Raw genomic sequence first — 26,946 nt, 5'->3', positions numbered from 1 at the left:
CCGCCGGCCTTATCCCCTATTACAGCAGAAAACTTCTGCAACCATAAGCCAAAAGCAGTATCTCCTATCGTTTTGGGCGCAGAAACGGTTCCATCTTTGAAAACCGAAACAGTAGTTATTGGAATGCTGTTGATCTTGGATACAATTGTTTGACTATGATGAGCAAGAACAACTCCGCCAAATCCAAAGGTGAGTCCAACCAGTGCTGCAATACCAGCTTTCTTGATACTCGGTCACTTTCCTTTAAGCCAATCAAAGATCATGCTATCGGCAAAGGCTGCGACTCCGCCGGCAATACCTGTATTCATTAATCTTTGTGCAAACGGTGAAAAAGCTCTTCCTATCCATCCAGCGATCCAACCCCTGGCCAGCTATGTACTTATGCCACGAAAAACAGCCCACCCGGCGATTCCACTGAGTCCTCCAGCAAACATGCTCCCAGATGCCGCCCCACCAATCAGGCCAGCCAACCCGATTTCTGGTTGCAATAGAGACAAAAGAATAAATCCCGCAGTTGCCAAAGAATCGATAGGATGTTCTGTGATATATTTTGTTACGCTTCCAAGCAGATCAAATCCACTCGCCTGCTTCATCAACTCATTCGCCATGATCAACGGATGAAGCCAAGTCAACAGATCCTTTAACTTTTGGAATGGACTTTTCTCTTCATCCATCAACCATGCAAGTGATTCGCCCTTCATCTTTTCCCAAGCTTCACTTAAACCATCGTTCACTCTCTTCTCAAGGAACCGGTAACCGGATAGAAGGTCTTCCATCCACTTGGGCCTGTCAAACAAATCATCTTTTCGTTCCTCAAAGGTTTGTTCCCTCGATTCGAGGTAGGGCTTGATGCAAAATAAAAATGCCTATTGAAGAGCATTAATCAAGGTAGGTTAGATGAGAATTTGTTCTTACTACGATTCGCCAGGCAGAACATTAAAAATGGATTTAAAAGCAAATCTACCCCAACATTATTTTAGGTTCATTTTAGGTTTTCTTTTGATCCGCTTAGGAGTGCTCTCATATCCTTTCAATATCGAAAGGAGTGAAGCACATGAGTGATTGGGTTATTCACACAAATCTATTAACGAAAAAATACAGAAAACAATACTCCGTAAAAAATTTGAATCTTCAAGTGGCTAGAGGGGGAGTATACGGATTTTTGGGACATAACGGCGCGGGGAAAACAACTACCATTAAAATGCTTCTCGGTATGGTAAAACAGACAAGCGGAAATATCTGCATTTTTGATCGAAACATTAAACGGGACAGGAAAACGATTTTGCAGAAAATAGGTTCCTTGGTAGAATCTCCAACATATTATGGACACTTGACTGGCCACGAAAATTTGCGGGTCATCACCCGAGTGCTTGGATTATCCGAAAAACATATCCAAGACGCGCTCAGCCTGGTCCGCTTGACAAAAGACGCCCATCGTCTGGTGAAAAATTACTCACTCGGGATGAAGCAACGGTTGGGGATTGCAGCTGCACTCATAGGCAATCCAGAGCTTCTTATTTTGGACGAACCTACAAACGGTCTAGATCCAGCGGGCATTTTGGAAATCCGTGATCTAATCACACGGTTGCCAAAGGAAAGAGGCGTTACTATTCTCATCTCCAGCCATTTGCTGTCTGAAATCGAACAAACAGCCAATTACATCGGCATTATCAATAAAGGAGAATTGGTATATCAAGACACCCTTGATGCACTAAAAAAACAAGTCAAAGGAAGAATCGAGCTGGAAGTCAATCAGCCGATGGAAGCCGCGCACTATCTAAATAGGTTCGGTTGGCATGCCTATATAGACGAAAATAAACTTTGTCTGGATGTTACCGACAAGGAGAAAGTGGCCCAAACAATCAGATCGTTGGTACAGGGTTCATTCGATATTTTTGATTTTAGAAGAATGGAACCCTCATTGGAAAACATTTTCATAGAATTAACAGGAAAGGAACAGAGTTTATGATTGGATTCCTTTTATCTGATTTCCAAAAAATCAGAAGAACTTGGATTCCGTGGCTCATTTTCTTGGCTCCTGTGGCCTTTACATGTTTGCTTGTGGTCGTTTATATCACACGGATAGAAATGCTTCAATCTTATGGTTGGATGGGACTGATGGCTTGGGCGAACTACTTTTGGCCGATTACACTAATTCTAGGGATCACCATTTTGTCATCTATGTTTTCTGGCATGGAACATGACGCAAAAGCGTGGAAGCTCATTTTTTCCCTGCCTGTCGCACGTCATTATTCCTACATCAGCAAGTTCATTATCATACTCGCTTGCTTGTTGATTACCCTTTCACTTACTTTCGTGGGTTTGATCCTGATCGGAAACCTATTTGCACTCGGAGAAACCCAATGGTCGCTGGTCGCACAGCAAATTTTTTACCCATTCTTCTCTGCTTTCCCCGTTATTTCCTTGCAATTGTGGTTGGCCATGACCATTCGAAACCAAGCGATTCCACTGACTAGCGGAATCATAGGTGCCATGCTGAGTTTATTTTTAGCATATTCTCCTAGTCAAATACTCCATTATCTTCCATGGGCCTATGTGGCTCTCGCCTCACCTGTGAACAAGGTTGGGTTCGAACAATGGACTTGGATTGGGATTTTTTTGGGGAGCATCATTTTCTTTGTGGGGGGACTTCATTTTTCCAAACGCGAACTAAAGTAGGAGTGTAAAGGATGAAAAAAAACTTATATTACCGTTATTTTGCCTCTGAATTATTGAAAATGCGATGGTCGATCCTTACCTTTGTCGTTCTGATTGGCCCTGCCATATCCCTTTGGATTGGATTTGGTGTACCTACCAAAATAGAAGAAGATTTTAATCCTTGGTTATGGTTTTTCAGCCTTTCAGCGCACAAGTACACCCTGTTTTTCTATCCTCTGATGATCGGGGTATTCGCAGCCTTTGTGTGCCGATATGAACACATCGGAAATGGCTGGAACCGATTGTTTTCCTTACCAATCTCACGTTTGCAGATCTATTTGACCAAGCTAGCAGTGGTAGCCTTACTTGCCCTTGCGACACAAGTGTGCTTTCTCATCGGCTTTTTAAGTGTCGGATCCTTGCAGGAATTGACCGGACCCATTCCTTGGGGAATCTTGGCTACTAAAACAATTGGGGGTTGGATTGCCTCATTTCCATTAATGGCACTTACATTGGGATGTTCATTGTTTTGGAAAAATTTTGCCGCCACGTTTGCCTTTAATGTTATTTTTACCATTCCGTCCATTGTTGTCACAGGCGCCTCTTTGATTGGCGTATGGTATCCTTGGTCCCAACCTTTTTTGGCAATCATGCCCGAACACAAATGGAGCGCCGAAGTAGACCCGTTATTCCTGACTGTTGGTGTCTTGACCACCTTTCTTATCTTCATCGCCTCGACAAGTTGGGCATTTGTGAAGCGCGATTGGTGAGGAAAAACGGATGATGCCAAAGCCACAATGCGGTTTTAGATCATAAAAACAAAAAACTAAGGCGTGTCTAACATATGTTTTCAATCATGATAGACACGCCTTAGTTTTGGAGCTCAGGACGATTGGTAACAGATAAGATTATTGCGGAGGTTCCTCTCTAAAAATAAGATTAAATTAAACCGGATTGTGTGAAAAAACTCCCATTTATTTTAGTGTTGAAAGAAATCCTGTCGATCAAAAAGGGGCGGGTTATAGAATATCAAGCAAACTGACATACAATTGATTGCATTTATGCCCACCAACCTTAAAGGGAGAATTCGATCAATGGAAAACACAAAAATCTTGCTGGTAGATGATGAGCCAGATATTTTAGCATTACTGTCAAAAACGTTGAAAAGTGAAGAATTCTGTCATATACTCACTGCTTCCACCGGAGCAGAAGCGATTCAAATTTGCATGGAAAAACAGCCAGATCTGATTGTCTTGGATGTGATGCTTCCCGATTTGGAAGGGTATGAAGTTTGCAGAAAGTTACGATCCATCACGGAATCACCCATTTTTTTCCTTACCGCTCGTACCACAGACCTCGACAAACTGACAGGATATAGCATGGGAGGTGATGATTACATCGAAAAACCGTTTAATCCGCTGATTATCGTTGCCAAAATAAAAGCGCTATTAAAAAGAAAACACTCCCATCATAAGTCATTTCCTGAGCATTCAGCCATTTATGAGGATGACCGAATCAATCAAACTGATTGAAAAAAGTGGTCAATTGTTTGTTGAAGGAAGAGAAGTAGCTTGTACCGCCAAGGAATTTAAGCTTCTTGCTTTTCTATGCAAAAACCCTTACCAAATTTTCAGCATGGGACAACTGTATCATCATGTGTGGGGGGAAGAAAGTTTTGGCTATGAAAACACCGTGATGGTGCACATCGGCCAATTACGCAAAAAAATCGAGCCCTGTCCCAGAAAACCCACATATATTATCACGATTCGCGGCCTGGGTTATAAATTCATGGGAAATAACAAGGTGGGTTCCCAATGAAATTGGAAAAGAGATTAATGGTCAAATTTTTGGCTGGTGTGTTTTTTCTAGCTTTTTTCTTAGCCACTTCATTTGTCACTTTTTACTACTTTGCCTCTTTGCTGAAAGAAGAGCAACGAAGTGACCTTTTCCCTGAAGAAATTCTGCAAAGAATGGTGGCAGCCACAGATATTGAACAGGGGAAACCCGTATTACCACCATCTTGGGAGAAGAAACTGAAGAAACGAAACGAATGGGTGCAAATTTTAAATAAAGATGGAGTGGAAGTCTTCCATTACAACACCCCCGACTCTATTCCAAAACACTATACTCCAAATCAATTAGCCCATTACATTAGAAATTCAGAATCGATTGGATATGATATCCATACCTGGTACCAATCGATCGACAATCATACTTATACATGGATTTTAGGCCGAAAAAACAAGAACGAGTTGCTATTAAAAATAAAAAAACACACCATCCGCCACAATCAGACCATCACCATTCCCCATCCTTTGCTGGAGGAAGTGAAGAAGCGTAAAGGTTGGGTTCAAATTATTGACAAGAATGGAGCCGAGATTTATCAATATCGCAGACCCAAAAATATTCCAACCAAATATACACCTGGCGAATATGTTCACGCAAAGCGCAGTGGTTCTGATCTTCATTTCACGTCAGGCCGATTAAGCGGACAAGAAGTTACTTGGATTATGAAAGAAGATATCCTTCCTGTTCATGAGATGGAACAAAACAAAATCATTGCATTGCTTTTTTTTGCGTCACTTGTGTTGATCCCACTGGCTTTTTGGCTGTTTTCTTACCGCTTTGGACAAAAATTGGGTTCTCCTTTATTGTTTTTGATGGATTGGCTTGAAAATTTGTCCCATGGAATTTACAAGGAACCGACTCGGAAGTCAGGTCCGATTAAAGACCCTCAGACAGGACATTTAAAAAAGCCCTATGTTCTTTATCAAGAGGTTTTCAAAGTAGTTGAGCAACTAAGCTTTCGCTTGCAAGAAGTACAAACCGAACGTGAACGGCTTGATCATACCAGAGAAGAATGGATCGCAGGCGTCTCTCATGATTTAAAAACACCTTTGTCTACAATCAAGGGATATGCCGAGCTTTACAAAAGCCCCTCATATCAATGGTCAGAACAAGAAATGGAAGAGTATCTCGATTTGGTAATCCGCAAAGCAGAGGACATCCAGCATTTAATTGACGACTTGAACTTAACATTTCGAATCAAGAACAACGCGTTACCCCTTGAGCTCACTTACTTAGACATGAAAGAATTTCTCCGTTTGCTGGTTGCTGATGTATTGAACACGATCGCCACGGAAGAAGTGAATATCCATTTAGAGCTCCCACATGATACAACAGTGATGTATCCGATCGATCCCCAATGGTTTAAAAGAGCTCTAATGAACCTGATTACAAATGCAATCTTCCACAATGATCCAAATACTCCCATCACCGTCAGGCTTCAAGAAACGACCTCACCCACACCAAACACTACATCTGCCTTAAAAATCGAGTTGATCGACCAAGGGTGCGGCATGGACGAACAAACTGTTTCACGATTATTTCAGCGCTATTATCAAGGAACACGCACGAAGCGCTCCAACCGGGGAACCGGACTGGGCATGGCCATTGCCAAACAATTAATTGAATTACATGGGGGGAAAATTGAGATTAGTAGCCAAGTGAATCGCGGAACCCATGTAACGATCACCTTGCCGCCAAAAAGAAAGGAGACGCCAGAGATTGTTACATAACAAAAACCCGCCTCCTAAGCTTCTCTGCTTAGAGAGGCGGGTTCAGGTTCTCATTCCTGTTATATTTCCTTCTTCCCATAGAAATACTTCAACGCCTCATATCTTGCACTTTTTCCTTAATCAAAAAGTAAGAGAACCGATCTCCTTTCATAAGCCAGTAGACACTCATCATAAGCATCTTTCACCTTAGTCTAACCTCTGAACTTGCAAAACTATATAGTCTCTATACTTAACATAAATAATGCCGTTTGCAACGTATCCCAGGATTTCGATCTTGATATTTATAGGTAGACTTATAATACTTTTATCAATCCTGTTGTAAAGATAAATTACCGCAGATTATTCCCTTTCAAGACCCAATCTAAATACCAAATTTCTTGCTTATAAAGCTCTACCCAACTTTCACCCTGATCATGATGACATCCACATGGTACAAATTTCATATAACCCGGATAGGTTTCATCTACATAATCTGGATCTTGTTCATCCTTTTCAGGAGGGCCTGTGATTTTCCCATCCACCAAACGGAGCGGGAATGCCCAACAAGCTAATGGTTTGAATTTCCACGGATGATAGTCCAAGTCTGTGGCTACTTTTTGCAACGAGCACAAACCATTCTCATCTGTAAACACACATCGTGTTGGCTCGAAATGAATAGGATAAGAATCGGTTTGGTATTGGTGTGGACGAACTGCCGTTTTCCGCCCTACCATGAGATCACGCCAATTACCGTCTACTACAAATTCTTCTGGGAGATGTGTAAAGTATGCGGGATAGTTCTTGACCGTTTCTTTTAATTTTTCTTCTTCCCCATCCAATAAATAAACTCCATCGTAGCAGCAGAGAGCTTCACACTTCATTAAGCATCGTTTAATTTTGGGTTCTGTGCCAAATCTTGCTTTTAGGGTTTGAACGAGTTCAGCTTTATACTCTTCAATCGGCTTAACGTATTTTTTCTCCCAAGTCTTAAAGCACTCTAATAACTCTGGACAAATATCCATTCTTGCACCCAATCTGAATACAGCCTCTGATATGATTTGCGGACACCCTCGCACGCCTTCACATTCCAAAGCAGATCGAATCATTTCTTCAATCAATGAGGAATTTTTAGACGCTTCTTCTTCCTGTGTTAACAAATACGCAGCAACCGCTTGGGCATACAGTCCTGGTGTGGACTTCCTGTGCACCGATCTCAACATTTCTTCCGTTTTATGAGTGACAAATCTCAATCTATAAGAAGCGATCAAAAAAAAGGTAGCAGACAATGAAGACAAATAAGAGTACCCTTTTTTATCGCTCTCTGTTTTAAGATGAATTAACTTGTCTATCGAGGACGGATCCCCAAACGAAGATAAACAAAAACTTCGCCAAATTAGACCATACAAAGCATCCCAATTGTGGTTAATCTGCTTGGAAATGCTAATGCCTTCTTCATAGTAGATAAACGCTTCCGACAATCGATCCTGCATAAACAAAACATTTCCCAAGCAAATCGCCGCGATGTTATGGGCATGCTTCCAATTACTTGATTTTGATTCCTCATACACCCTTCTCATTTCTTGTTCCGCTTCTGTCAAACGACCCATAGCCATATAAGCATCCGCTAGATTGACACAAGAAATCATGTAATGATAGCGGTCGGCAAACGTTAGATAACCCTCTTTACAGGATAAATTCCTAGAAATCGCCTCTTTATTGGCGTCAATATTATGACAAAGCAACGCGATGTTATGATCAAAATTTACCTTCAGCCGTTCATGCTCATTTAAGAAATCAACAAATTTTCGTTCCAATTGCCTTACAGTATCTAATCCCTTTTGATTCAATCCCGCATAAAAGTATGACAGTACCAATTGCTCGTAACACTTATAACTCATGATGTCTATCTGATCGTCGGGAACAAGAGAAACCGCTTTTTCTGCAAATCGCATAGCTTCATCCATATGGTTACATCGAAGAGCGTACTTAGATTTGTATAGATAACTTTGAATGTCCACTTTATTTTCAGGACCAGTAGTATCAAGCTGAGAGTATCTTTCAATATACTTTCCTTCCAAATCCGTATCCCCTATGCCAAATGAAGCCTCAATTAAGACACCTAGCAATCGCTTTTGTTCTTCTACACTCCATTGCTTTATGTTGGAATAAAATAAGCTTTCTCCCGTTTCTAAACACCGCTTGAATAGACCTTCTTGAAGATACAGTTCTAGTAATTTTAGTTCTGACAATAAACTCAACTCCAACAACCCTGAATTGGACTTTCCATACATCTCAACTAAATATCTGAACTCCTCGTATATTGAAATTTGCTCACTATAATCTAAGCGATTGATTTGATCTAATATAATCACGTTTCTGTAAAATTCAATAAGCAGTAACGCTATTTCCTCTTTTTGCGGCATATCCTCCAAAATCTCTCTTGCCACTTCATAATACAACCTTCTCCTAAACTCAGCCGTTTCCGTGAAAATGTGATGCGGTTCAACTTTTGTGATATTATATGGATCATCCAACTTATAAAAATCGTTAATATCCACTTCAAACTGATCTTTAAATGTGTCTACACACTGTTCTATAAACACCTTGGAAAATCTAATCCCTTGTACACTTCCCCAAGACAATAAACAAGCGAAACTAAAACCTAACTCCAAAATCTTATCCCGAGCCAATTCTTTTTTTCTATTGGATCGAAAATTCAACTTCTTGAGGGGAATTACCAACCTTCCATCTTTACTCAAGTAGCCCGGAGTGTTCTTAAGCCGTTTTATATAGTCCCACAACAGTTCTAAATCTCCGCCACAGTTAGATACAATGAATTCTTTTGCCTCTTCTTGCAACCCTTTGAGTTCCATGCTGACTATCTTCTTGATATCGTTATGATCTAATTTTTTCAAGTCTATAACCTCAGTATCAACCAGATCCTGACTATACAAATAAAGTTGGCCAAACGAACCCAATCCTTCTTCCCACTCTTTATTAACTGTTTGCTCCTTCAAACTGGATTCCCAACAGGTAGCAAGGATAAGTAATGGCCAACTATAAACCTTGCCAGCATCGATTATCCTCTTCAAAAATTCAATGGTCAAAAAATCCGCCCATTGAGCATCATCAATGACCAAAATCAATGGAACGCTCTCTTGCCCACTTTTTTTGTTTAAAATGGCAGAAAAAATATCGATCGTTTGGTCCACTAAAGATGTATATTCTTGCTTGTTCACAATAACATTCTGATCTCTTTCACTTACTCTGCTAGATCGCCAATGACTCCATAACTGTTTAACTGAATCTACCGTGCTAATACCTTGATCAAGCCCTTGCAAAAGAGTGGAGACAATACTAATAATAGAACCACTTCCCGGGAATGCATAGTTAGCCAACAATGCAATGAGCCCTTTAATGGAATTGATATTCTGTACATTTCTTCTTTTTTTTTCAATAATTCCACCCAAATGGAGTCGGACTTGCTTTCTAATTTGGCTAAGCGCAGTCCCATGTCGATAGCTATTCCTCTCATCTTGATTTTGACATCGCAAGGCAATCCATAACCACGGCATTTTTAACTGTTTTTCAGTTTCTAACGAATCAAACTCTGGAACTATCGTCATTGTATGTTTGGTATCCTCTAAATTATCAGGCCAATAATTATTTTCATCATCTGCAATAGTAAGGTAATGATATAACTCTTGAATGAGACGTGTTTTGCCGATACCTGTATCTGCTTTTAATATCACAAATTTAGTTTCGTTTTGTCTAACTTTCTCATAAATCTCAATTAATTGGGCCAGTTCTTTTTCTCTACTTATAAAATCATTTGATTTAAATTCTATTTTCACAACGATACCCCCAACATCCCCGCTAATAAAAACAATATTCAGTTACTTATGATTCTGTAAATTTGTTCGCATGCTAATTTTTAAAAGCTAATTTTTAAAAAAGGACACTAGTACTACAGTTGATATTTAAATAGATGTATTGGTATTCATTTATTAATTTTATTTATAGCTGAGCATGTAATTTAACAGTTAAAAATGAGCCATTTTCCATATCTTTCTTGTGTTCTAATTCAACTGTAATTCTAGTTAGTAATCACCCAAACACTCCTACTAACTCAACCTTTTCTATTATTTTATTATATCGTATTGTAAGGTGAGAATGGAGTCACTTTGAAGAACACCTTTCTTATTATAAGCGTAACAAAATGTATCACCATATAATTCTATTCATAAACGCAAACCTTACAGCCTATATACCTAAAAGTAATGTAACGGTAAAAACAAAAATGCCATAGGAAAACACATATGTTTGGCAAAGTTAATACTGCAATTAATTAACCCCTATATGAAGATCCCATGATAAATATATACTTCTGGCTATTTTTATTGGATACTGGGGGTTTATCCTCAGTTTGAATAACGACTACTCCATCTTTAAAAGCGAATTTATGAAGGTGTTACACAATAAACTCAGTCAAAACAAAGGGAATCAGGTCAGTATAAGCGAATTAGGGGATCATAAAGAGATTGTTGCTACCAAATTGCCTTCAGTAGCCAATGACAGGCTAAAAGCGTTGACTTGCAAGTTTGCCTTGGTTCATAACAATGGTGAAACTTACATATGTGTCCATAAAAGCGATAGAAACAATCCTTCTCTCAAACAGTTACTTCAAAAAGAGAAACCACGCGAATTCAAGGAAAAGATCCGAGATGATGAATTCCAAATCTGATCAATCTATTTAAGTGAATGCTACCTGAATGAGAAAGTGGTTGTGCGCGGTTAAGTCGTCGTATTGAAAAATGCAACGCTATAAAATGTGAAGGGGGGACATTTATAATGAACTACATGGTATGTGAATGGGAACACGATAATCCTCAGCATCCCGTTCTTATTTATTCGGAGTTAGATGAAGAACGATATGAAACTCGCAAAATTGAGATTTTTCGGGACGGCAGAATTGGTTATGCCACAACAGAACTGATGGATAATGGAGCAACTGGCTTGAGTGAAGGGCCGATTCCGAGTGTTGAAGAGATCAATGCAAATCCGGTATTACATGCCCGGGAAATCTCCAAAGAAGAGTTTGAACAAGTATGGGCGGAAAAGGTTGAAAAGAATCAGGAATAAACTCAATTCATCATTAAACCGACGAATCAACTTGATAAAAGGATGATGTTATACATGCAACGGATAATGCTGGTGGGAATCATTTTGCTCGTAACGATTGGCGCAGGTTTGTATCTTTATAGCTATTCATCTCCCGATGCAGGCCGGCAAACGATGGTGGAAGAACCTAAGCCAACGATGAAACCAAAACCACAAATGTCTGAATCGATTATAGGAATACCTTCACCTTCAATTGTCTGGAAAATCTCAGCACATTGCAACTGAGGATATAGCTTGATCAATCTCTTCCCACATCCAATAAATTATGTTCTGGCCGTCGTATTCATTGGAGGCTGATCCGCTTCTTCCAAGCCTGGATCATCCATGAAGCCATACTCCACAAGCACTGCCAGCATCTTCGTTACTCGACACTAAAAAAACCACCTCTCTAATATTTTGCCAGAGAGGTGGAGTCCTTCCAGTTTACGCTTCCTTCTTCCCAAAGAAATGCTTCAATGCCTCATACACTTGCGCTTTTTCTCTGATCACAAAATAAGAGAACCGATCTTCTTTTACATGCCGGTAAGCGCTCATCAAGGTGCTGTTGCGGTTGTACTGGTTTACTTCTCCGTAGCCGAAGAGATTGGATCGTTTAAGGATTTCCTTGACTAGTCCGACACACCGTTCGTTGTCGGAGCTGAGGTTATCCCCGTCGGAGAAGTGAAAGGGATAGATGTTGTAGCGGTCTGGGGGATAGTGGCTGTCGATAACTTCGAGGGCTTTGCGGTAAGCGGAGGAACAGATGGTTCCCCCGCTTTCCCCTTTGGTAAAAAAGGATTCTTCGCTCACGATTTTGGCTTCGGTGTGGTGTGCGATGAAGACGATCTCGACGTTTTCGTATTTGGTGCGGAGGAAACGAACCATCCAGAAAAAGAAGCTGCGGGCAATGTATTTTTCAAAGACGCCCATGGAGCCGGATGTGTCCATCATGGCGATGACGACAGCATTGGAGTGGGGTACGACGACGTCATCCCACGTTTTGAACCGCAGGTCGTCGTCATGGATGCGGATTTTTTTGCGACCCGTTATAGCATTTCGCTTGATGGCGGAGAGTAAGGTGCGGCGCTTGTCGATGTTGCCCATCAGGCCTTTTTTGCGGACGTCGTTGAACCGGATATCGTCGGTGGTGATTTCTAGCTGTTCTTTGCGCTCGAGGTGGGGCAGCTCCATTTCGGCGAAGAGCATCCCTTCCAGCTCAGCAATGGAGATTTCTGCTTCATAATAATCCATGCCCGCTTGGTCACCAGCGCCTTGACCTTTGCCTGGCCCGGCTTGGCCCGACGACGAATCTTTGCCCAATACATCACCAACTTTGCTGTCGCCATTGCCTTGGCCGACGTGTTTACCTTTGTTGTAGTTGTAGCGAAAGCGATATTCTTCCATGGAGCGGATGGGGATTTTGATAATTTGTTGCCCGTCGGACATGATGATGCTTTCTTCACTGACCAGGTCAGGCAGATTTTTACGGATGGCTTCTTTCACCTTCTCTTGGTGGCGGCGTTGGTCTTCATAACCCTTGCGGTGAAGCGACCAGTCTTCCTCTGACACGCTGAAATGGGGGTGTGACATATCTTTCACCTCCCGGATGGAGTCTGGGTGACTAACAAGGGAGCCACTTGCAACACCAGCTTAGCGATTCAACAGGCTGCCTACATAGCGAAGCAGTTCATTGGCGCTGGCCGGGGTGTACCCGTAATCTTCGACGAGGCGCTTGATCACCTCATTGATTTTTTTCAATTGGTTTTCGTCTGGCGTCTTGGTGGTGGTGGTAATTTTTACTACGTCTTTCAAGTCGGCAAACAGCTTTTTCTGGATCGCTTCCCGCAGGCGAGGGTGGGTGTTGTAGTCAAAACGCTTGCCTTTGCGGGCATAAGCGGAAATGCGGATGAGAATCTCTTCGCGGAATGCTTTTTTGGCGTTTTCAGAAATGCCGATTTGCTCTTCGATCGAGCGCATCAGCTTTTCATCTGGCTCCAGCTCCTCTCCAGTGATCGGATCGCGGATCTTTTGCCAGTTGCAATACGCTTCAACATTGTCGAGATAATTGTCCATCAAGGTTTTGGCCGATTCTTCATAGGAGTAGACAAAGGCTTTTTGCACTTCTTTTTTGGCGATTTCATCATATTCTTTGCGGGCGATGGAAATGAAGTTGAGGAATTTTTCGCGTTGTTCGGGGGTGATGGACGGGTGTTGATCTAGCCCTTCCTTGAGGGAGCGCAAGATATCTAATGCTCCGACAAAGTTGGCTTCTGTCTTGATCAATGCGCTGGAGATGCGGTTGATCACATAGCGAGGGTCGATTCCGTCCATGCCTTCGTCGAGATGCTCATTGCGCAGTTCCTCGATATCGATATCGGCCATACCTTCGACCGATTCGCCATCATAGAGGCGCATCTTTTTGAGCAGGTCAACGCCTTGCTTCTTGGATTCTTTCAGGCGGGTCAGGACGGAGAAGATAGCGGCAGCTCTAAGCGAATGTGGGGCGATGTGAATGTGGGCCAGATCGCTTTGCTGGATCAGTTTTTTGTAGATGTTCTCTTCTTGAGTGACACTTAAGTTATACGGCACCGGCATCACGATGATCCGTGATTGGAGCGCTTCGTTCTTTTTGTTGGCGATGAAGGCTTTGTACTCCGTCTCATTGGTATGGGCCACAATCACTTCATCGGCGGAGATCAAGGCGAAGCGGCCTGCTTTGAAGTTCCCTTCTTGGGTCAGTGAAAGCAAATTCCACAAAAACTTCTCATCGCACTTCAACATCTCCTGGAACTCCATCAGTCCGCGGTTGGCTTTGTTCAACTCTCCATCAAACCGGTAGGCGCGCGGGTCGGATTCGGAACCATACTCGGTGATGGTGGAGAAATCGATGCTACCGGTCAAGTCGGCGATGTCTTGCGATTTTGGGTCGGAGGGACTAAATGTGCCGATGCCGACGCGCTCATCTTCGGACAAGAGTACCCGCTCAATGATCACATCTTCGATGCGGCCTCCATATTCCTCTTGCAACCGGAAGCGGCAAGAAGGGCACAGATTGCCTTCAATGCGGACGCCAAACTCTTGTTCAAATTCCGGACGAAGTTCACGCGGTATCAGGTTGAGCGGTTCTTCATGCATCGGGCATCCCTTAATGCCGTAAAGGGCGCCCTCATCGGTGCGCGAGTATTCTTCCAACCCCTTTTTGAGCAAAGTGACAATGGTAGACTTTCCGCCGCTGACAGGCCCCATCAACAGCAGAATCCGTTTGCGCACGTCTAAGCGGCGCGCGGCCGAGTGGAAATATTCTTCGACGAGGCGCTCAATGGCACGCTCCAGTCCGAATAATTCCTTGCTGAAGAAAAGGTATTTTTTATTCCCTTGCGAGTCGGTTTCAATACCGGCTTTGGCGATCATGTTATAAACGCGGGAATGCGCGGTTTGAGCTACTCGGGGATTTTTCTTTATGATATCCAGGTACTCGGCGAAGGTTCCTTCCCATTGAAGTTCTTTCTCACGGTTTCGATACTCGGCAATGCGCTTGAGAATGTCCATGGAAAGCCTCCTCTCCTTCGGTCAAGCGACCAAACAAGGTGTTTGATTTTTCTGATAAAAATGCTCAAAAGTTTTTATTTCGATATAGAATGAATGATAGAGAGTGAACGAGTAGATTTATAGCATATATATGCTACAGATAGAAAGTTGTTACTTCTATTTTATCAAAAAATAAAGGAAAAAGATAGAAAAACCTTGGTGCAAAAACCAAGGTTTTTCCACACTCACTCAGGGTTATCTCACCTTCATTGCCTCCGCGGCAAACAACCCTTTGCCCTCGCGAATCGCCGACAACAGCTCGGCAGCGGTTCCTTCCATATCAAAAGGGTAAACGGGCTGGCCACGGTCGATGCGGTGTTGCCGTAGATAAAAGGTTTTCATCCCCACCATGGAAGCGACCATGTCCTCTTGCATGTCATTGCCGATCATGACGCATTCTTCCGGTTTTACACCCAAGCCATTAGCCACTTCCAGATAATAGTAGGGTTGTGGTTTGCAAAAGTGCATCTCTTCGTACACCGTCACAAGCGAAAACGGCAAATCATCTACCCCAGCCCAGCGCATTCGTTCCCAAATTGCTTCTTTGGGAAAGACCGGGTTAGTAGCCACAGCCACTTTGCATCCCCGTTCCAATGCAGCCTGCACCACTTCGCGCATGAGCGGTTCCCGGCCGACATGGGTTTGTAGTTTTGGGAATTCCTCACGGTAAAACCGGTCAAACACAGGCCAAATCTCTTCTTTGCTCACCCCGGACACTTCCAGAAAAGCTCGCTCGAATACTTGCTCATTGGTCAGTTGTTCATCGGTGTTTTTAATCATTTCTTCTGTGGCGTGCCAAATCATTTTCACCAACTTGTCCGGTGGAATGACATGGGCTACTTGCGGGGCCAAGGCACCCAAATACACTTTCACAAACGCTTCCGTATCCATGGGAAGCAGTGTTCCATCCAGATCGAATAAGCACGCTTTAATCATGCCTGTTCCCCTTCTCTCTACATTTATACTGATCGGTCAATTATAGCCGCACCCCTCCCCAGAAGGGGCGGCGACGCTCTTATTCAAGACCCGGGAAGCCGATTTGGCGCATTGCTTCATATACGACAATGGCGGCGGAGTTCGACAAGTTCAATGAACGGGTCTGCGGCTTCATCGGTATCCGAATCAACGTCTCCGCATGGGCGGACAAGATGTCCGGGGCTAGTCCTTTCGTCTCTTTGCCAAACACAAAGAAGTCCCCCGGTTGGTACTGATGTTCGGTATACGTTTTTTTCGCCTTGGTCGTTGCGCAAAAAAAACGCCCGTCCGGGTATTTTTCTTTCAGTTGGGCAAATGAATCGTGATGTTGGATATTCAAGTCATGCCAATAATCCAACCCGGCCCGCTTCAGTTTGGCATCATCAATCTTAAACCCCAATGGGTGCACCAAATGCAGTTGCACCCCCGTCACGGAACAGGTCCGGGCGATATTTCCTGTGTTTTGTGGAATTTCCGGTTCTACCAGCACAATATGAAACGGCACAGCGACATCCCTTCCATCTATCTATGACTCGATCACGTTCTTATTTTACCGCAACCTATTCAATATGTAAAAAAGCGTAGCGCGTCTGCGGAGTCCACGCATAAGACGCCTTGTAATCCCATGGGAAATGCTGCCTGCTAATGGTGCGGGCATTTACCAACGGACTACCGTCTTCGGCAAACGCGGTGATGATGGTGTTGTGATTCCACCGGCCATCTCCTTCCCAGTCGTAACAGATTACGTCCCCCAATTGCAACTGGCCGACATCCCCTACCTCCCGCGTCCTCCCCGTCGGTCCGCCACGCTTCAAGAAGAGGCACAACGAATGGGCCACCGCCCACGAGTGACTCCAACTCGCCTGTCCGTTCCGCCCCCGCCGATACCACCAACCGCGGGCCATGGGTAACCCTCCAGCTCGCAGGCATTGTGACACGAAATTGGTGCAATCGTCCGCAAACGCCTTGTAGTAAGGGTTGGGCCGACTCCAAAACGTTTCTGCATACTTCACCGCGCGTGCCCGATCATAAGCCATGTTCCCACTCCTCCCATACATTACTAAACTCTTATGAGAAGGAGTGCACATCTATTACAAAAAGAAAAAGCAGCCTACGCTGCTCCACTTCAGTCCCTTTCGTTCGGCTTAAGCCAGCCTTCTAAAGTAAGCAAATATTCCTTGATATGGAGTCCACCACCATACCCTACCAGTGACCCGTTAGAACCGATCACCCGATGGCAAGGTATCACGATGGAAACGGGATTTTTATTGTTAGCCCCACCCACCGCGCGCACCGCCTTGGGAGCGCCAATGCCCTGGGCCACCTCTTTGTAACTGCGAACTTCCCCGTAAGGAATGGTGCGCAAATAACGCCAGACCAACTTTTGAAATGGCGTTCCGTATAAATCAATCGGCAGGTCGAACTCGCGCCGTTCCCGTCTGAAATATTCCTCCAACTGGATGATGTACGGTTGCAACTCGTGATCGTTCCGTTCCAATCTCGGATTAGGAAACCAATTGTTCAACCACATCTGCAAGCCTCTTGTTGGCGAGTTCTTGCGGCTGAACATGATATGACACAAGCCGTGGTGACTGGCTACCAAGGTTAGCGGCCCGATCGGACTGTCAATTTGACTCCAGACTATGCTCTGTGACCCAGGGGTCATCAAAGGAACCCTCCCTATTTGCAAGTCTTTGTTATTTTACAATGAAATTATGGCTTTCGCGAGACAAAATCCCACTGCAATCTACTGATTCCAATTAAATTAGACGTTACCAATGCATAGGAAGTTTCATTTTTTTCAAAACATGAACAGTCAAGCTCCTTCTCTCTCCTCCCATCTATCTTACCTCTTTTCACCCCGAATTGGCACATGAATTCCCTAACGGAAGAAATTCTCATCCATACTGCTGGTACGTAAGCACTAATGAGGCAACTTGTCATTCCAGATGCTGACGCATCAAATGTTCACTCCGTCGCAAGGAGCCCATTTTCTACTGTTATCTGAATTTTTTTCCGTTTATCAACTCCTTGCTCTTTTAATCAGCCTTGTTGTGCTGTGCGTGTTCCCCCATAAATCCACTATAATGAAAGAAAATGTTTCCCTTACATCAAGAGAACCGCATCCCGCCGTACAGGAAACCTTCTCTCACACGGTTGATGAGACCATTACTGGAAAAAAGGTGATCGCATGGCAAATAAGGCCTTTTTCACATTTGACCGGCAAAGCTTTCAACAGTGGTTGCCCGCATATACGGCATCCTCCCATTTGCCATCCGCTCCGCTCTCTCTGCTGGTTTCTGATGAAGAAATGGCCGAGGTGTATCTTCCTCTCTCCCAATTGTTGTATCTCCAACTCTCTCAAACGAGATCATCGCAACATATGTGGGAGAACTTCTTCCAGCGCCCTTGGCCCAACATCCCTTTTCTGATCGGCATCACGGGCAGCAGTGCTTCGGGCAAAAGCTCCTTTGCCCAAGTGTTGAAAGAGTTGTTCCACCGTTTTCCCGAACAACCCCGTGTGGAGATTGTTTCGACGGACAGCTTTTTATTGCCCAACCGCATATTACATGAGCGGGGCATCTTGGAGAAGAAAGGATTTCCTGAAAGTTACGACTGGAAGCGGTTCCTCCAATTCATGTTGGATATGAAGACCGGCGCAGATGAAGTGGAAATTCCCGTCTATTCGCACCTTTTGTATGATCTTGTTCCCGATCAGGCGCAATCCATTGCTGCACCAGACATTTTGCTGATTGAAGGCGTCAACTTGCTTCATCCGCAAACAACTTTATCCGCTACGCCGATCCAAGGTTTGTTTGATTTGCTCATCTATCTCGACGCTGAGACGGAGCACTTGTTTCACTGGTTTATGAAACGGTTTCAAGAGTTTCGGAATCTGGCGCGCAATGCGCCGCAATCATATTATTACGATTTGGCCCAGTTGCCTGATGAAGAAGCCATGTCTATCGCCAAGCAAGCTTGGCAGGAGATTAATCTGCCCAACTTACAAACCTACATCTATCCCCAGCGTCATCGGGCCAAACTCATCATAAAAAAAGGTGCCAACCATCAAGTGGAAAAAATCTATTGGCGGACGTGGTGAAGAAGCATCCGTCTGCCACATGAAACGGCGACAGATGCTATCTACACAACACCCCCCCGCGGTCACATTGACATCCCGCGGGGGGGTGAGTTCCTTTATGCGTTTTGCGCCATGTCCAATGCCTTGCCGATCTCATGCAGAACCTCCTGGTTCACTTCTTTTTCTTGGGCTTTTTGCAATGCTTCCAGCACTTCTTTTCCCCCGATTTTCCCCAAAGCCCATGCGGCAGTACCCCGAATCACCGGGCGCGGGTCTTCTGCCAATAGCCGCACCAGATCGGGAATCGCCGTTTGATCCTTGAAATGGGCCAACGCGATGATAGCGTTTCGTTGAATCGGCTTTTTGCCACGCCATGCCCCTGACATCCGTCCAAATCTCTCTTTAAACTCCCGATTGCTCATCTGTAGCAACGGCTTTAACAGCGGCTTCACCATTTCGGGGTCCGGCTGAAACGCAGTGTGATGGTCAAAGTGGCGCTTACGATTCTTCGGACATACCGTTTGGCAGGTGTCACACCCGTACAAACGATTGCCCAGCTTACTCCGATATTCTTCCCCCAGAAAATCCTTTGTTTGGGTCAAATAGGCAATGCAGGCTTGCGCGTTCAACTGCCCCGCCTGCACAATTGCCCCAGTGGGGCAGGCATCGATGCAGATTGTGCAATCCCCACATTCATCCGTGGCCGGCGTGTCAGGTGGAAAGTACACATCCGTAATCATTTCCCCCAGATACACCCAAGATCCGAACTCCTTCGTGATGATGGATGTATTCTTTCCGCTCCATCCAATGCCAGCCCGCTCAGCGACCGCGCGATCTGACAAGGCTCCCGTATCCACCATCACTTGAGTTCGCGCATCAGGCACCAACTCTTGGAGATAAGTGGACAACAAGGTCAGCTTCTCCCGCAGAACATGATGGTAATCCTCCCCCCACGAGGCGCGGCAGAAGATGCCTCGATACGCACCCGCTTCCGAGCGGGGTGGATTCTTCAGCTTGGAGGGGTAGGCCAGTGCGATGGCGATGATCGATTTAGCCTCGGGCAACGACAGCTCAGGTCTAACCCGTTTCTCGATGTCCGGCTCTTCAAATCCTGATGCGTATCCCTTCTCCTGACTCTCTTTCAGCCGCTCCCGCAACGCGATAAATGGGTCAGCGGTGGTGAATCCGATTTTGTCGATGCCGATTTCTTTTGCTTTGCTGATGAGTTTCTGTTTCAAATCTGCACTGTTCACACGGTTCCCCTCCTTTTCCTTAGATGTTGTTCCGCTTGGCGGCACCTGCCCCTTCCGTCGACAATTCGAGATGTTATTATACCATGGCGATCTCCCTACGCTCCTGCCAGTTTCTCCCCTATCTCGGCACGGCCGCGCGGGCCAATTCATCACAGCGGTTGTTCAATTCGACGTCGCTATGCCCTTTCACTTTGATAAACTCCACTTCATGCTCCTCGCACAAGGCCAGCAACTCCTGCCACAGATCCTTATTTTCAACTGGCTTTTTGCCTGCGGTCATCCAACCGTTCTTAATCCATTTGACATACCATTTTTGCTGAAAACAATTCACGATATAAGCACTGTCTGAATGCAATTTGACCCGGCATGGTTCCTTTAGCAGCTTGAGGGATTCAATGACGGCCATCAACTCCATCCGGTTGTTCGTCGTCTCCCGTTCCCCTCCGGAAATCTCCCGGCGGTGCTGCCCATACAAGAGCACCGCCGCCCATCCGCCCGGCCCCGGATTGTGTGAGCAGGCGCCGTCGGTATAGATGATCACTTCCTTCATCCTTTGTCCCCTCCTTTCACGCGCAGAGAGCGCAAGCGATTGATTGCCTGGGCGATCTCATACTTACGCGGCAGGGCCAGATCACCCGGATGCTTCCCTCGGAATGGCGAAAGCACATCCAATCCGTGTGCTTCCACCTCTTTCAAGCCAGCTTCAATCAGTTGCCGCAAACTAGCTCGTCCATCTGCACGTTCGCCGATCCAACACATCATCAGCGCAATCGCTCTGGTCTGGCTGGTGTCAACCAATTGCTCACTGGCAGACAAGTCAACCGCTTGCGTACCGTAAAGAATGGCATGAAGGCCTTTCGCTTCCGCTTTTTCCCGTCCTTTGCGGTTCGCTTCCAGCCCTTTGGCCAGCGGTGAACGGGCGGTGATCTCCCCGAAAGTCGCACCGCCTTCCCGCACACGTCCGCTCTGTTGGTTGCCGGCGATCTCTTTCGCCTTAGCGGTCACATCATGAGGAAGGTATTGATCCATCATGATAACAAGATCAGCCACATCAAAGTAATCTCCTGATCCACCGATGACTAGCACGCTGGACACGCCTTTTTCTTCATACAGCTGACGCACTTTGTCGATGAATGGAGTAATTGGTTCCTTGCCTTTGGCTACCAAGGCCTGCATCCGGGCGTCGCGGATCATAAAGTTGGTGGCGCTGGTGTCCTCGTCTATCAGCAGGCAACGACACCCCATTTCCAAACTCTCCATGATGTTGGCAGCCTGCGAAGTGCTTCCACTCGCATCCTCTGTGGAAAAACGTGCAGTGTCACGCATCAGAGGCAATTGATTGATGAAGGGTGAGATATTTACCCGCTCTACTCGGCGCCCATCCTCTGCCCGAACCTTGACCGTGTCGGGATCGGTCAGCACATATTCCCGCCCATCTCCTTCAATATGGTTGTAAACACCCCGTTCCATCGCTTGCAACAAGGTGCTTTTGCCGTGATACCCCCCGCCGACGATCAATGTGATTCCGCGGGGAATCGCCATCCCGCTGATGGATTCCCCATGTGGAACCGGCACCGTTTGTCGCAGGGACGGGGGAGCGGCAAACGGAATGACCTGCTCTCCGCGCAAGGGCCGGTCACTGATGCCGCTTTCGCGTGGCAAGATTGCCCCATCTGCCACAAACGCCACCCATCCCCGTTCGCGCATCGCTTGGCGAATCGCTTGCTGATTGTCCACCAAGCACATCCGCTGCTCGATGGCCCGCAGATCCGCTTCACTCAGGGTCGCCACTTGCTGGACACACTGAGGCAACACGGTACACAACATCTCAGTAGCGGCTTTGCCCATCACCGTCCGTCCCCGCGCCGGTAACCCGATGTGGAGACGCGCTTCCAACCACTCCGGTGTAACGACGACTGCCGTACGCTGTAAAATCGCTTGCCCGGGACGGTCGATGGCGATCAGGCCGCTTTTGCCTGTGCCTGAAACGCGGGGTGCCGATCGGTCAAGCTGTCGTACCCATTTGCGGACAAACCAGTCTTCTAGGGCCGTCCTGCGGAAAGTGCTAGCCATCCATTCCGGTTTCCAAGAGATGCGCGCACTGGGAATGCGTACGCGTATGCGGGACGGCGAGGCAAAAGGGTCTCCTTGCACATAGTCGACAAACAATTGGAAGTGGGGAAACCGATATTCTCCTGTCAAATCTTTATACGCTTTGTATCCTTTCCCATCGATGCGGGTCAGGATGCTCCGCAATCGTTCCATCGTCTGATCACCTGCTTCCTTTATTCTGCATCTAGGGCATTTCTCATTGAGCGCCTCCGTCACGTGTGATCCTGTTCACCTATGCACCAGACACGTCTTAATCAACTGTTCATACCGGCCAACACTTCTTTGTATGCGTCACGAATCTGCTGAAAATCCGCCCAGGCCTCCCGTTTGGCTTCCGGATTGCGCAACAGGTAGGCCGGATGAAACGTCGGCATAAACCGCACACCTTTCTTCTCCACCCATTGACCGCGGACACGGGTGATTCTCGCCTGCGGATCGATCAATGCCCGGGTGGGGGCCGAGCCCAATGTCACAATGATTTTGGGACGGATCACGAGAAACTGCCGCCGCAAAATGGCGATGCATGTGTTCATTTCATCCTCGGTCGGTGTCCGGTTGCCTGGCGGACGGCATTTCACAATATTGGTTATGTAAATCTGTTCCCGCGGTATTTCCGCCGCCGCTAACATTTTGTTCAACAACTGCCCGGCTTTCCCTACGAAGGGGCGCCCTTGGATATCCTCGTCCGCTCCCGGCCCTTCACCTACAAACATCAACGGGGAATGGGGATTGCCTTCTCCTAGGACCACTTGTGTGCGCCGCTCATGCAATCTGCACATCGTGCAATGCTGCACCCGATGAAATAATTCATCCAATCCCATCTGCATCCTCTCTATCTCCTCTCTATTTGTCCCATGTTTATTCACTGGCGGCGGAAGATGTTGTCAAGACCTTTTCATTGTACGATGTGCGGCCGCCGATGGAAAGGGCGGCGATGAGAGCGTTCGGCATGGTATACTTGGTTGGCGAGCTTCATCAAAAATGAATCATTTCTCAATCTCCGCTTGACCTTGCACCCGTACACTAAAAGAGATAAAGGAGTGGATTGTGATGAGTTTGTTGCCTTATCCCTTGTTGGTATCTGATGTCGACGGCACTTTGCTCGGCGCCGGCAACCGGATTTCATCGGAAAACAAACGTAGCATCGCACGGTTTCGGGAGCACGGAGGCATCTTCACCCTGGCCACCGGTCGCACTTATATGGAAGCAAAACGCTTCATTGACGAATTACGCCTAGATGTTCCGGTCATTCTCTGCAACGGAGCGCTACTATTTGATCCTGCAAGCGGACACTTGTCGCCTGTGGCCACATTGCCAGCCGACATGATCAGACAGTTGGCGGCCAACGCCTTAGAACGCTTATCCTGTCCGAAGGACTTGATCATCTATGGCATCGACGTTATCTACATCACCCAGCTGCGCCCCTCTACAGAAGCCGCCCTGACCGCTGAAAAAACGGAAGACCTGAAAGTGGTGTCTCTGCCTTCGTTTAATGATCTGCCTGATGTCCCGTATCTCAAACTGGTGGTCATCGCTGATCCGCAGGAAATGCACCAAGTGATCGCATGGTCGGACACACTGACCGCCTTCCCAATTGACGCCACTCTGTCTTACGATAATTATTTTGAAATATTGCCGCGCGGCATGTCCAAGGGAGCGGCCGCCGCTAAGCTCATGGAGCGACTAGGGATGGAGCCGAAACAACTGGCAGCAATCGGCGATCACTGCAACGACTTGGACATGTTGAAGTTGGCCGGTCTGGGGGCCGCAGTCGGCAATGCACATCCCGAGGTCTTAAAGCAGGCAGATGTGATCGTGGCGCGCCATGATGAACATGCCGTCTCCCATCTCATCGAACACCACTTATTGTCAACCGCATCTGAAAAAACGGCAAAATAAAAAGGAGGCCCCTAGATGGCCTCCTTTTTGTGTGGTCGGGATGACAGGATTCGAACCTGCGACCCCCTGGTCCCAAACCAGGTGCTCTACCAAGCTGAGCCACATCCCGATAAATATATGTTTCATCGCGCTACGGCGTTAAACAAAGAGAAAATGGTCGGGATGACAGGATTCGAACCTGCGACCCCCTGGTCCCAAACCAGGTGCTCTACCAAGCTGAGCCACATCCCGATGGATATATGTTTCATCGCATCACGGCGTTAAACAAAGAAAATGGTCGGGATGACAGGATTCGAACCTGCGACCCCCTGGTCCCAAACCAGGTGCTCTACCAAGCTGAGCCACATCCCGACAAACTTATTCACAGTCATGGTTTAAGCGACAAGATATAATTTAACACGCATCATAGATAAAGTCAACAACTTTACATGCATTTTTTCACATGGCGCGCGATCAAGCATACCTCGCAAAAAGTAAAAAAACCAGAGAATCTTCTCTAGTTTAAAATGTGGTGCCGAAGGTGGGACTCGAACCCACACTCCTTGAGGGAACACGATTTTGAGTCGTGCGCGTCTGCCAATTCCGCCACTTCGGCTCGTTTATGAAATTTCATTATGTCGTAGCGACATTTATAAATTTATCATGTGTCTAAGATAATGTCAACAGGTACTTTCAATTTTTTTGCCCACATTATTTTTCCCATAAAATCAGCAACCGCCGCAACGTGATGCGGCGGTTAGCTCTTATTTCATCCGATTGATATTGGCCTTGATTTTGGCTAGTGGCAGAATAACCTGCACAAATTCCCCTTCTCCCACCACGGCCCGGTCGTGTTCGGCTTTGACTTGGCACACCACTTTGTTGTCGGTCCGCTCAATGACCGTCGCGGTGAAATCCACCCGCTTGCCGATGGGGGCGGGGGCGATGTGACGGATGTGAATGGTAGCCCCGACCCCTTCCTCTCCTTCTTCCAAAAACGGCAGAATCACTTTGCGGCCAGCCCACTCCATGTAGTACACCATATGCACCGTGGACAAGACCGGATGCACCATTTGACCTGCGAAAGAGGCGGCCATCTCCTCGGTTACGACAATGGAGATGGTTTCTTGATGTCCTAGTTCCAGTCCCTGCTTCATGCTCTTCCTCCTATAGGCCAAAGGGGTTGAGCGGTTTTGGCCCGACATAAGAGAGCACGCTTTTGGTTTCCATGTACAAGTCCAGCGATTCCAGCGCTAGTTCCCGGCCAAACCCGGATTGCTTATATCCGCCAAACGGCAAGCCTGGGAAAGTGGAGAATGGATTGTTCACCATGATGACACCCGCCTTCAATTGTCCGGTCACCCGGTGGGCCAACGCGTGGTCGCGCGTCCAAACGGCCGCCGCCAATCCGTACACGGTGTCGTTGGCCAAACGAATCGCTTCTTGCTCATCCTTGAATTTGATTGCCACGACCACCGGCCCGAAAATTTCTTCTTGCGCAACCCGCATGTCATTGGTCACATCGCCAATCAAAGTAGGCAGATACCAATGCCCCCGCTCAAACTCTTTCCCTTCGGGCCGCTTACCGCCGCAAAGAACCCGCGCTCCTTCCGCTTCCGCCGCTTGCACATAGCTATGGATCGTATCCCATTGCGCTTGCGAAATCACCGCTCCCACATGGGTCTCTTCGCTGAACGGATCACCTAGTCGCAATTGTTTTGTTTTCTCAATGAACCGTTCGATAAACGCGTCATAAATATCCTCGTGGATCAACAGGCGGGATCGCGCCTCACAGGATTGCCCGGTGTTGTAATAGATCCCGAAGACAGCGCCGTTGACCGCCGCTTCCAAATCAGCGTCAGCAAAGATGATGTTCGGTGATTTTCCTCCCAACTCCAGCGTGACCCGCTTCAATGTTTCAGATGCTTTAGCCATGATGTCTTTACCAGTCGTCGTCTCCCCGGTAAACGCCACTTTGTCCACCCCGGGATGTTCCACCAGGTACGATCCCACGTCCGAGCCGCTGCCCGTGATGACGTTGATCACCCCATTGGGCACCCCTGCCTCATTGCAAATGTCGGCCAAAGCGAGCGCGGTCAAAGGCGTCAAACTCGCCGGTTTTAAGACGATCGTGCATCCTGCGGCCAGAGCGGGAGCCACTTTCCATGCTGCCATCATCAATGGATAGTTCCAAGGGATAATTTGCGCGCACACACCGACCGGCTCTTTGACCGAATAATGGAAAAACCCATTTGGCACCGGCTTGGTGTGACCTTGGATGGTGGAGACTGCCCCCGCATAAAGCTCAAAATCTTCAATCGCCTGCATCACTTGCCCTTTAGCCGCGGAAAGCGCTTTCCCCGTATTCAACACTTCTAACTCCACCAATTCTTTAAAACGGCTCCGCATGATGGAAGCAATCTTGTTCAAGATTTGCCCTCTGCGCGAAGCGGGCCAGCGCGCCCATTTCCCTTGCGTCAAAGCTGCACGAGCCGCTTCCACGGCACGGTCCACATCCGCACGGGTCGCTTTCGCCACTTCCGTAATCGCTTCTCCAGTGGCCGGATTGTAGACGGTGAACGTCTCGCCGGAGCTACCTGGCACAGCTTCCCCATTGATCAGCAAATCGTATTTTTCTTTTAAAAAAGCCACTTTCTCCATATGCATGTCACACGCTCCTTTG

At 46.5% G+C, this 26,946-nt stretch carries 25 protein-coding genes and 4 tRNA genes; 11 read left to right on the top strand and 18 right to left on the bottom strand.

Annotation, left to right across the window (positions count from 1 at the left end):
* Window positions 1–371 precede the first annotated feature (371 nt).
* Window positions 372–776, bottom strand: a complete 405-nt coding sequence (locus QQZ12_RS01240; protein ID WP_284723849.1) for a hypothetical protein — start codon at window positions 774–776, stop codon at window positions 372–374.
* 278 nt (window positions 777–1,054) lie between these two features.
* Here QQZ12_RS01240 and QQZ12_RS01235 point away from each other — a divergent pair, with 278 nt between their 5' ends.
* The 6 genes from QQZ12_RS01235 (at window position 1,055) to QQZ12_RS01215 (ending at window position 6,236) form a co-directional block, all read left to right on the top strand.
* A complete protein-coding gene (locus tag QQZ12_RS01235) occupies window positions 1,055–1,969 on the top strand; it encodes an ABC transporter ATP-binding protein (protein ID WP_284723848.1) in 915 nt (304 codons plus the stop codon).
* Complete coding sequence (locus tag QQZ12_RS01230; RefSeq protein WP_284723847.1) at window positions 1,966–2,679, top strand: ABC transporter permease; 714 nt, start codon at window positions 1,966–1,968, stop codon at window positions 2,677–2,679. The genes QQZ12_RS01235 and QQZ12_RS01230 overlap by 4 nt, the downstream gene beginning before the upstream one ends.
* Window positions 2,680–2,690: 11 nt before the next feature.
* Complete coding sequence (locus tag QQZ12_RS01225; RefSeq protein ID WP_284723846.1) at window positions 2,691–3,428, top strand: ABC transporter permease; 738 nt, start codon at window positions 2,691–2,693, stop codon at window positions 3,426–3,428.
* A 324-nt stretch (window positions 3,429–3,752) separates the two neighbouring features.
* On the top strand, window positions 3,753–4,190 hold the full coding sequence (locus QQZ12_RS17145; RefSeq protein ID WP_348651537.1) for a response regulator transcription factor: 438 nt from the start codon (window positions 3,753–3,755) through the stop codon (window positions 4,188–4,190).
* Window positions 4,165–4,476, top strand: a complete 312-nt coding sequence (locus tag QQZ12_RS17140) for a winged helix-turn-helix domain-containing protein (protein WP_348651536.1) — start codon at window positions 4,165–4,167, stop codon at window positions 4,474–4,476. Before QQZ12_RS17145 ends, QQZ12_RS17140 begins: the two co-directional genes overlap by 26 nt.
* Window positions 4,473–6,236: a sensor histidine kinase gene (locus QQZ12_RS01215; protein ID WP_284723845.1), complete on the top strand. Its 1,764-nt coding sequence runs from the start codon at window positions 4,473–4,475 to the stop codon at window positions 6,234–6,236. The genes QQZ12_RS17140 and QQZ12_RS01215 overlap by 4 nt, the downstream gene beginning before the upstream one ends.
* 329 nt (window positions 6,237–6,565) lie before the next feature.
* Here the strand turns inward: QQZ12_RS01215 and QQZ12_RS01210 are convergent, their stop codons facing one another.
* Window positions 6,566–10,069, bottom strand: coding sequence for a tetratricopeptide repeat protein (locus QQZ12_RS01210; protein ID WP_284723844.1), 3,504 nt, complete (start codon window positions 10,067–10,069; stop codon window positions 6,566–6,568).
* 572 nt (window positions 10,070–10,641) lie between these two features.
* Here QQZ12_RS01210 and QQZ12_RS01205 point away from each other — a divergent pair.
* The 3 genes from QQZ12_RS01205 to QQZ12_RS01195 all read left to right on the top strand — a co-directional run bounded on the left by QQZ12_RS01205 (window position 10,642) and on the right by QQZ12_RS01195 (window position 11,621).
* Window positions 10,642–10,959 carry a hypothetical protein gene (locus QQZ12_RS01205; RefSeq protein ID WP_284723843.1) on the top strand — a complete coding sequence of 106 codons (318 nt, stop codon included), beginning with the start codon at window positions 10,642–10,644 and terminating at the stop codon, window positions 10,957–10,959.
* Window positions 10,960–11,066: 107 nt separating this feature from the next.
* Window positions 11,067–11,357 (top strand): DUF6881 domain-containing protein, encoded by a 291-nt coding sequence (locus QQZ12_RS01200; protein WP_284723842.1) that lies wholly within the window; start codon window positions 11,067–11,069, stop codon window positions 11,355–11,357.
* 54 nt (window positions 11,358–11,411) lie between these two features.
* Window positions 11,412–11,621 carry a hypothetical protein gene (locus QQZ12_RS01195; protein ID WP_284723841.1) on the top strand — a complete coding sequence of 70 codons (210 nt, stop codon included), beginning with the start codon at window positions 11,412–11,414 and terminating at the stop codon, window positions 11,619–11,621.
* Window positions 11,622–11,819: 198 nt separating this feature from the next.
* On the opposite strand, the gene yhbH is transcribed toward QQZ12_RS01195, so the two are convergent.
* The 6 genes from yhbH to QQZ12_RS01165 all read right to left on the bottom strand — a co-directional run bounded on the left by yhbH (window position 11,820) and on the right by QQZ12_RS01165 (window position 17,604).
* Window positions 11,820–12,965: a sporulation protein YhbH gene (gene yhbH / locus QQZ12_RS01190; protein WP_284723840.1), complete on the bottom strand. Its 1,146-nt coding sequence runs from the start codon at window positions 12,963–12,965 to the stop codon at window positions 11,820–11,822.
* Between the two features lie 60 nt (window positions 12,966–13,025).
* Entirely contained in the window at window positions 13,026–14,924 is a 1,899-nt protein-coding gene (locus QQZ12_RS01185) for a PrkA family serine protein kinase (protein WP_102991642.1), read from the bottom strand.
* 234 nt (window positions 14,925–15,158) lie between these two features.
* Window positions 15,159–15,899 carry an HAD family hydrolase gene (locus QQZ12_RS01180; protein ID WP_284723839.1) on the bottom strand — a complete coding sequence of 247 codons (741 nt, stop codon included), beginning with the start codon at window positions 15,897–15,899 and terminating at the stop codon, window positions 15,159–15,161.
* A 79-nt stretch (window positions 15,900–15,978) separates the two neighbouring features.
* Complete coding sequence (locus QQZ12_RS01175; RefSeq protein WP_022737884.1) at window positions 15,979–16,443, bottom strand: tRNA (cytidine(34)-2'-O)-methyltransferase; 465 nt, start codon at window positions 16,441–16,443, stop codon at window positions 15,979–15,981.
* Between the two features lie 55 nt (window positions 16,444–16,498).
* Window positions 16,499–16,975: an amidase domain-containing protein gene (locus QQZ12_RS01170; protein WP_189318969.1), complete on the bottom strand. Its 477-nt coding sequence runs from the start codon at window positions 16,973–16,975 to the stop codon at window positions 16,499–16,501.
* An 89-nt stretch (window positions 16,976–17,064) separates the two neighbouring features.
* On the bottom strand, window positions 17,065–17,604 hold the full coding sequence (locus QQZ12_RS01165; RefSeq protein WP_102991639.1) for a methylated-DNA--[protein]-cysteine S-methyltransferase: 540 nt from the start codon (window positions 17,602–17,604) through the stop codon (window positions 17,065–17,067).
* A 525-nt stretch (window positions 17,605–18,129) separates the two neighbouring features.
* Here QQZ12_RS01165 and coaA point away from each other — a divergent pair.
* Window positions 18,130–19,041: a type I pantothenate kinase gene (gene coaA / locus QQZ12_RS01160; protein ID WP_284723838.1), complete on the top strand. Its 912-nt coding sequence runs from the start codon at window positions 18,130–18,132 to the stop codon at window positions 19,039–19,041.
* Between the two features lie 95 nt (window positions 19,042–19,136).
* Here the strand turns inward: coaA and queG are convergent, their stop codons facing one another.
* The 4 genes from queG to QQZ12_RS01140 form a co-directional block, all read right to left on the bottom strand.
* The gene (gene queG, locus QQZ12_RS01155; protein ID WP_284723837.1) at window positions 19,137–20,273 is read right to left on the bottom strand and encodes a tRNA epoxyqueuosine(34) reductase QueG; all 1,137 of its coding nucleotides are present in this window, start codon (window positions 20,271–20,273) and stop codon (window positions 19,137–19,139) included.
* Between the two features lie 118 nt (window positions 20,274–20,391).
* The gene (rnhA, locus tag QQZ12_RS01150; protein WP_022737879.1) at window positions 20,392–20,823 is read right to left on the bottom strand and encodes a ribonuclease HI; all 432 of its coding nucleotides are present in this window, start codon (window positions 20,821–20,823) and stop codon (window positions 20,392–20,394) included.
* On the bottom strand, window positions 20,820–22,538 hold the full coding sequence (locus QQZ12_RS01145; protein ID WP_284723836.1) for an ABC-ATPase domain-containing protein: 1,719 nt from the start codon (window positions 22,536–22,538) through the stop codon (window positions 20,820–20,822). Before QQZ12_RS01145 ends, rnhA begins: the two co-directional genes overlap by 4 nt.
* A gap of 101 nt (window positions 22,539–22,639) precedes the next feature.
* On the bottom strand, window positions 22,640–23,212 hold the full coding sequence (locus tag QQZ12_RS01140; protein ID WP_102991635.1) for a uracil-DNA glycosylase: 573 nt from the start codon (window positions 23,210–23,212) through the stop codon (window positions 22,640–22,642).
* A 223-nt stretch (window positions 23,213–23,435) separates the two neighbouring features.
* Here QQZ12_RS01140 and QQZ12_RS01135 point away from each other — a divergent pair, with 223 nt between their 5' ends.
* A complete protein-coding gene (locus QQZ12_RS01135; protein ID WP_284723835.1) occupies window positions 23,436–24,284 on the top strand; it encodes an HAD family hydrolase in 849 nt (282 codons plus the stop codon).
* Window positions 24,285–24,316: 32 nt separating this feature from the next.
* On the opposite strand, the gene QQZ12_RS01130 is transcribed toward QQZ12_RS01135, so the two are convergent.
* From QQZ12_RS01130 to QQZ12_RS01105, 6 genes are all read right to left on the bottom strand, one after another.
* Window positions 24,317–24,393 (bottom strand) — tRNA-Pro (locus QQZ12_RS01130).
* A 45-nt stretch (window positions 24,394–24,438) separates the two neighbouring features.
* Window positions 24,439–24,515 (bottom strand) — tRNA-Pro (locus QQZ12_RS01125).
* A gap of 43 nt (window positions 24,516–24,558) precedes the next feature.
* A tRNA-Pro gene (locus tag QQZ12_RS01120) sits at window positions 24,559–24,635 on the bottom strand.
* A gap of 158 nt (window positions 24,636–24,793) precedes the next feature.
* Window positions 24,794–24,879: transfer RNA gene (locus QQZ12_RS01115), tRNA-Leu, on the bottom strand.
* A 148-nt stretch (window positions 24,880–25,027) separates the two neighbouring features.
* Complete coding sequence (locus tag QQZ12_RS01110; RefSeq protein WP_284723834.1) at window positions 25,028–25,420, bottom strand: thioesterase family protein; 393 nt, start codon at window positions 25,418–25,420, stop codon at window positions 25,028–25,030.
* Between the two features lie 10 nt (window positions 25,421–25,430).
* On the bottom strand, window positions 25,431–26,924 hold the full coding sequence (locus QQZ12_RS01105) for an aldehyde dehydrogenase family protein (protein WP_431606290.1): 1,494 nt from the start codon (window positions 26,922–26,924) through the stop codon (window positions 25,431–25,433).
* Between the last annotated feature and the right edge of the window lie 22 nt (window positions 26,925–26,946).

It is taken from the genome of Laceyella tengchongensis (assembly GCF_900182735.1).
GTDB lineage: Bacteria > Bacillota > Bacilli > Thermoactinomycetales > Thermoactinomycetaceae > Laceyella > Laceyella tengchongensis.
This window is presented reverse-complemented; position numbering and strand designations above follow the sequence as displayed.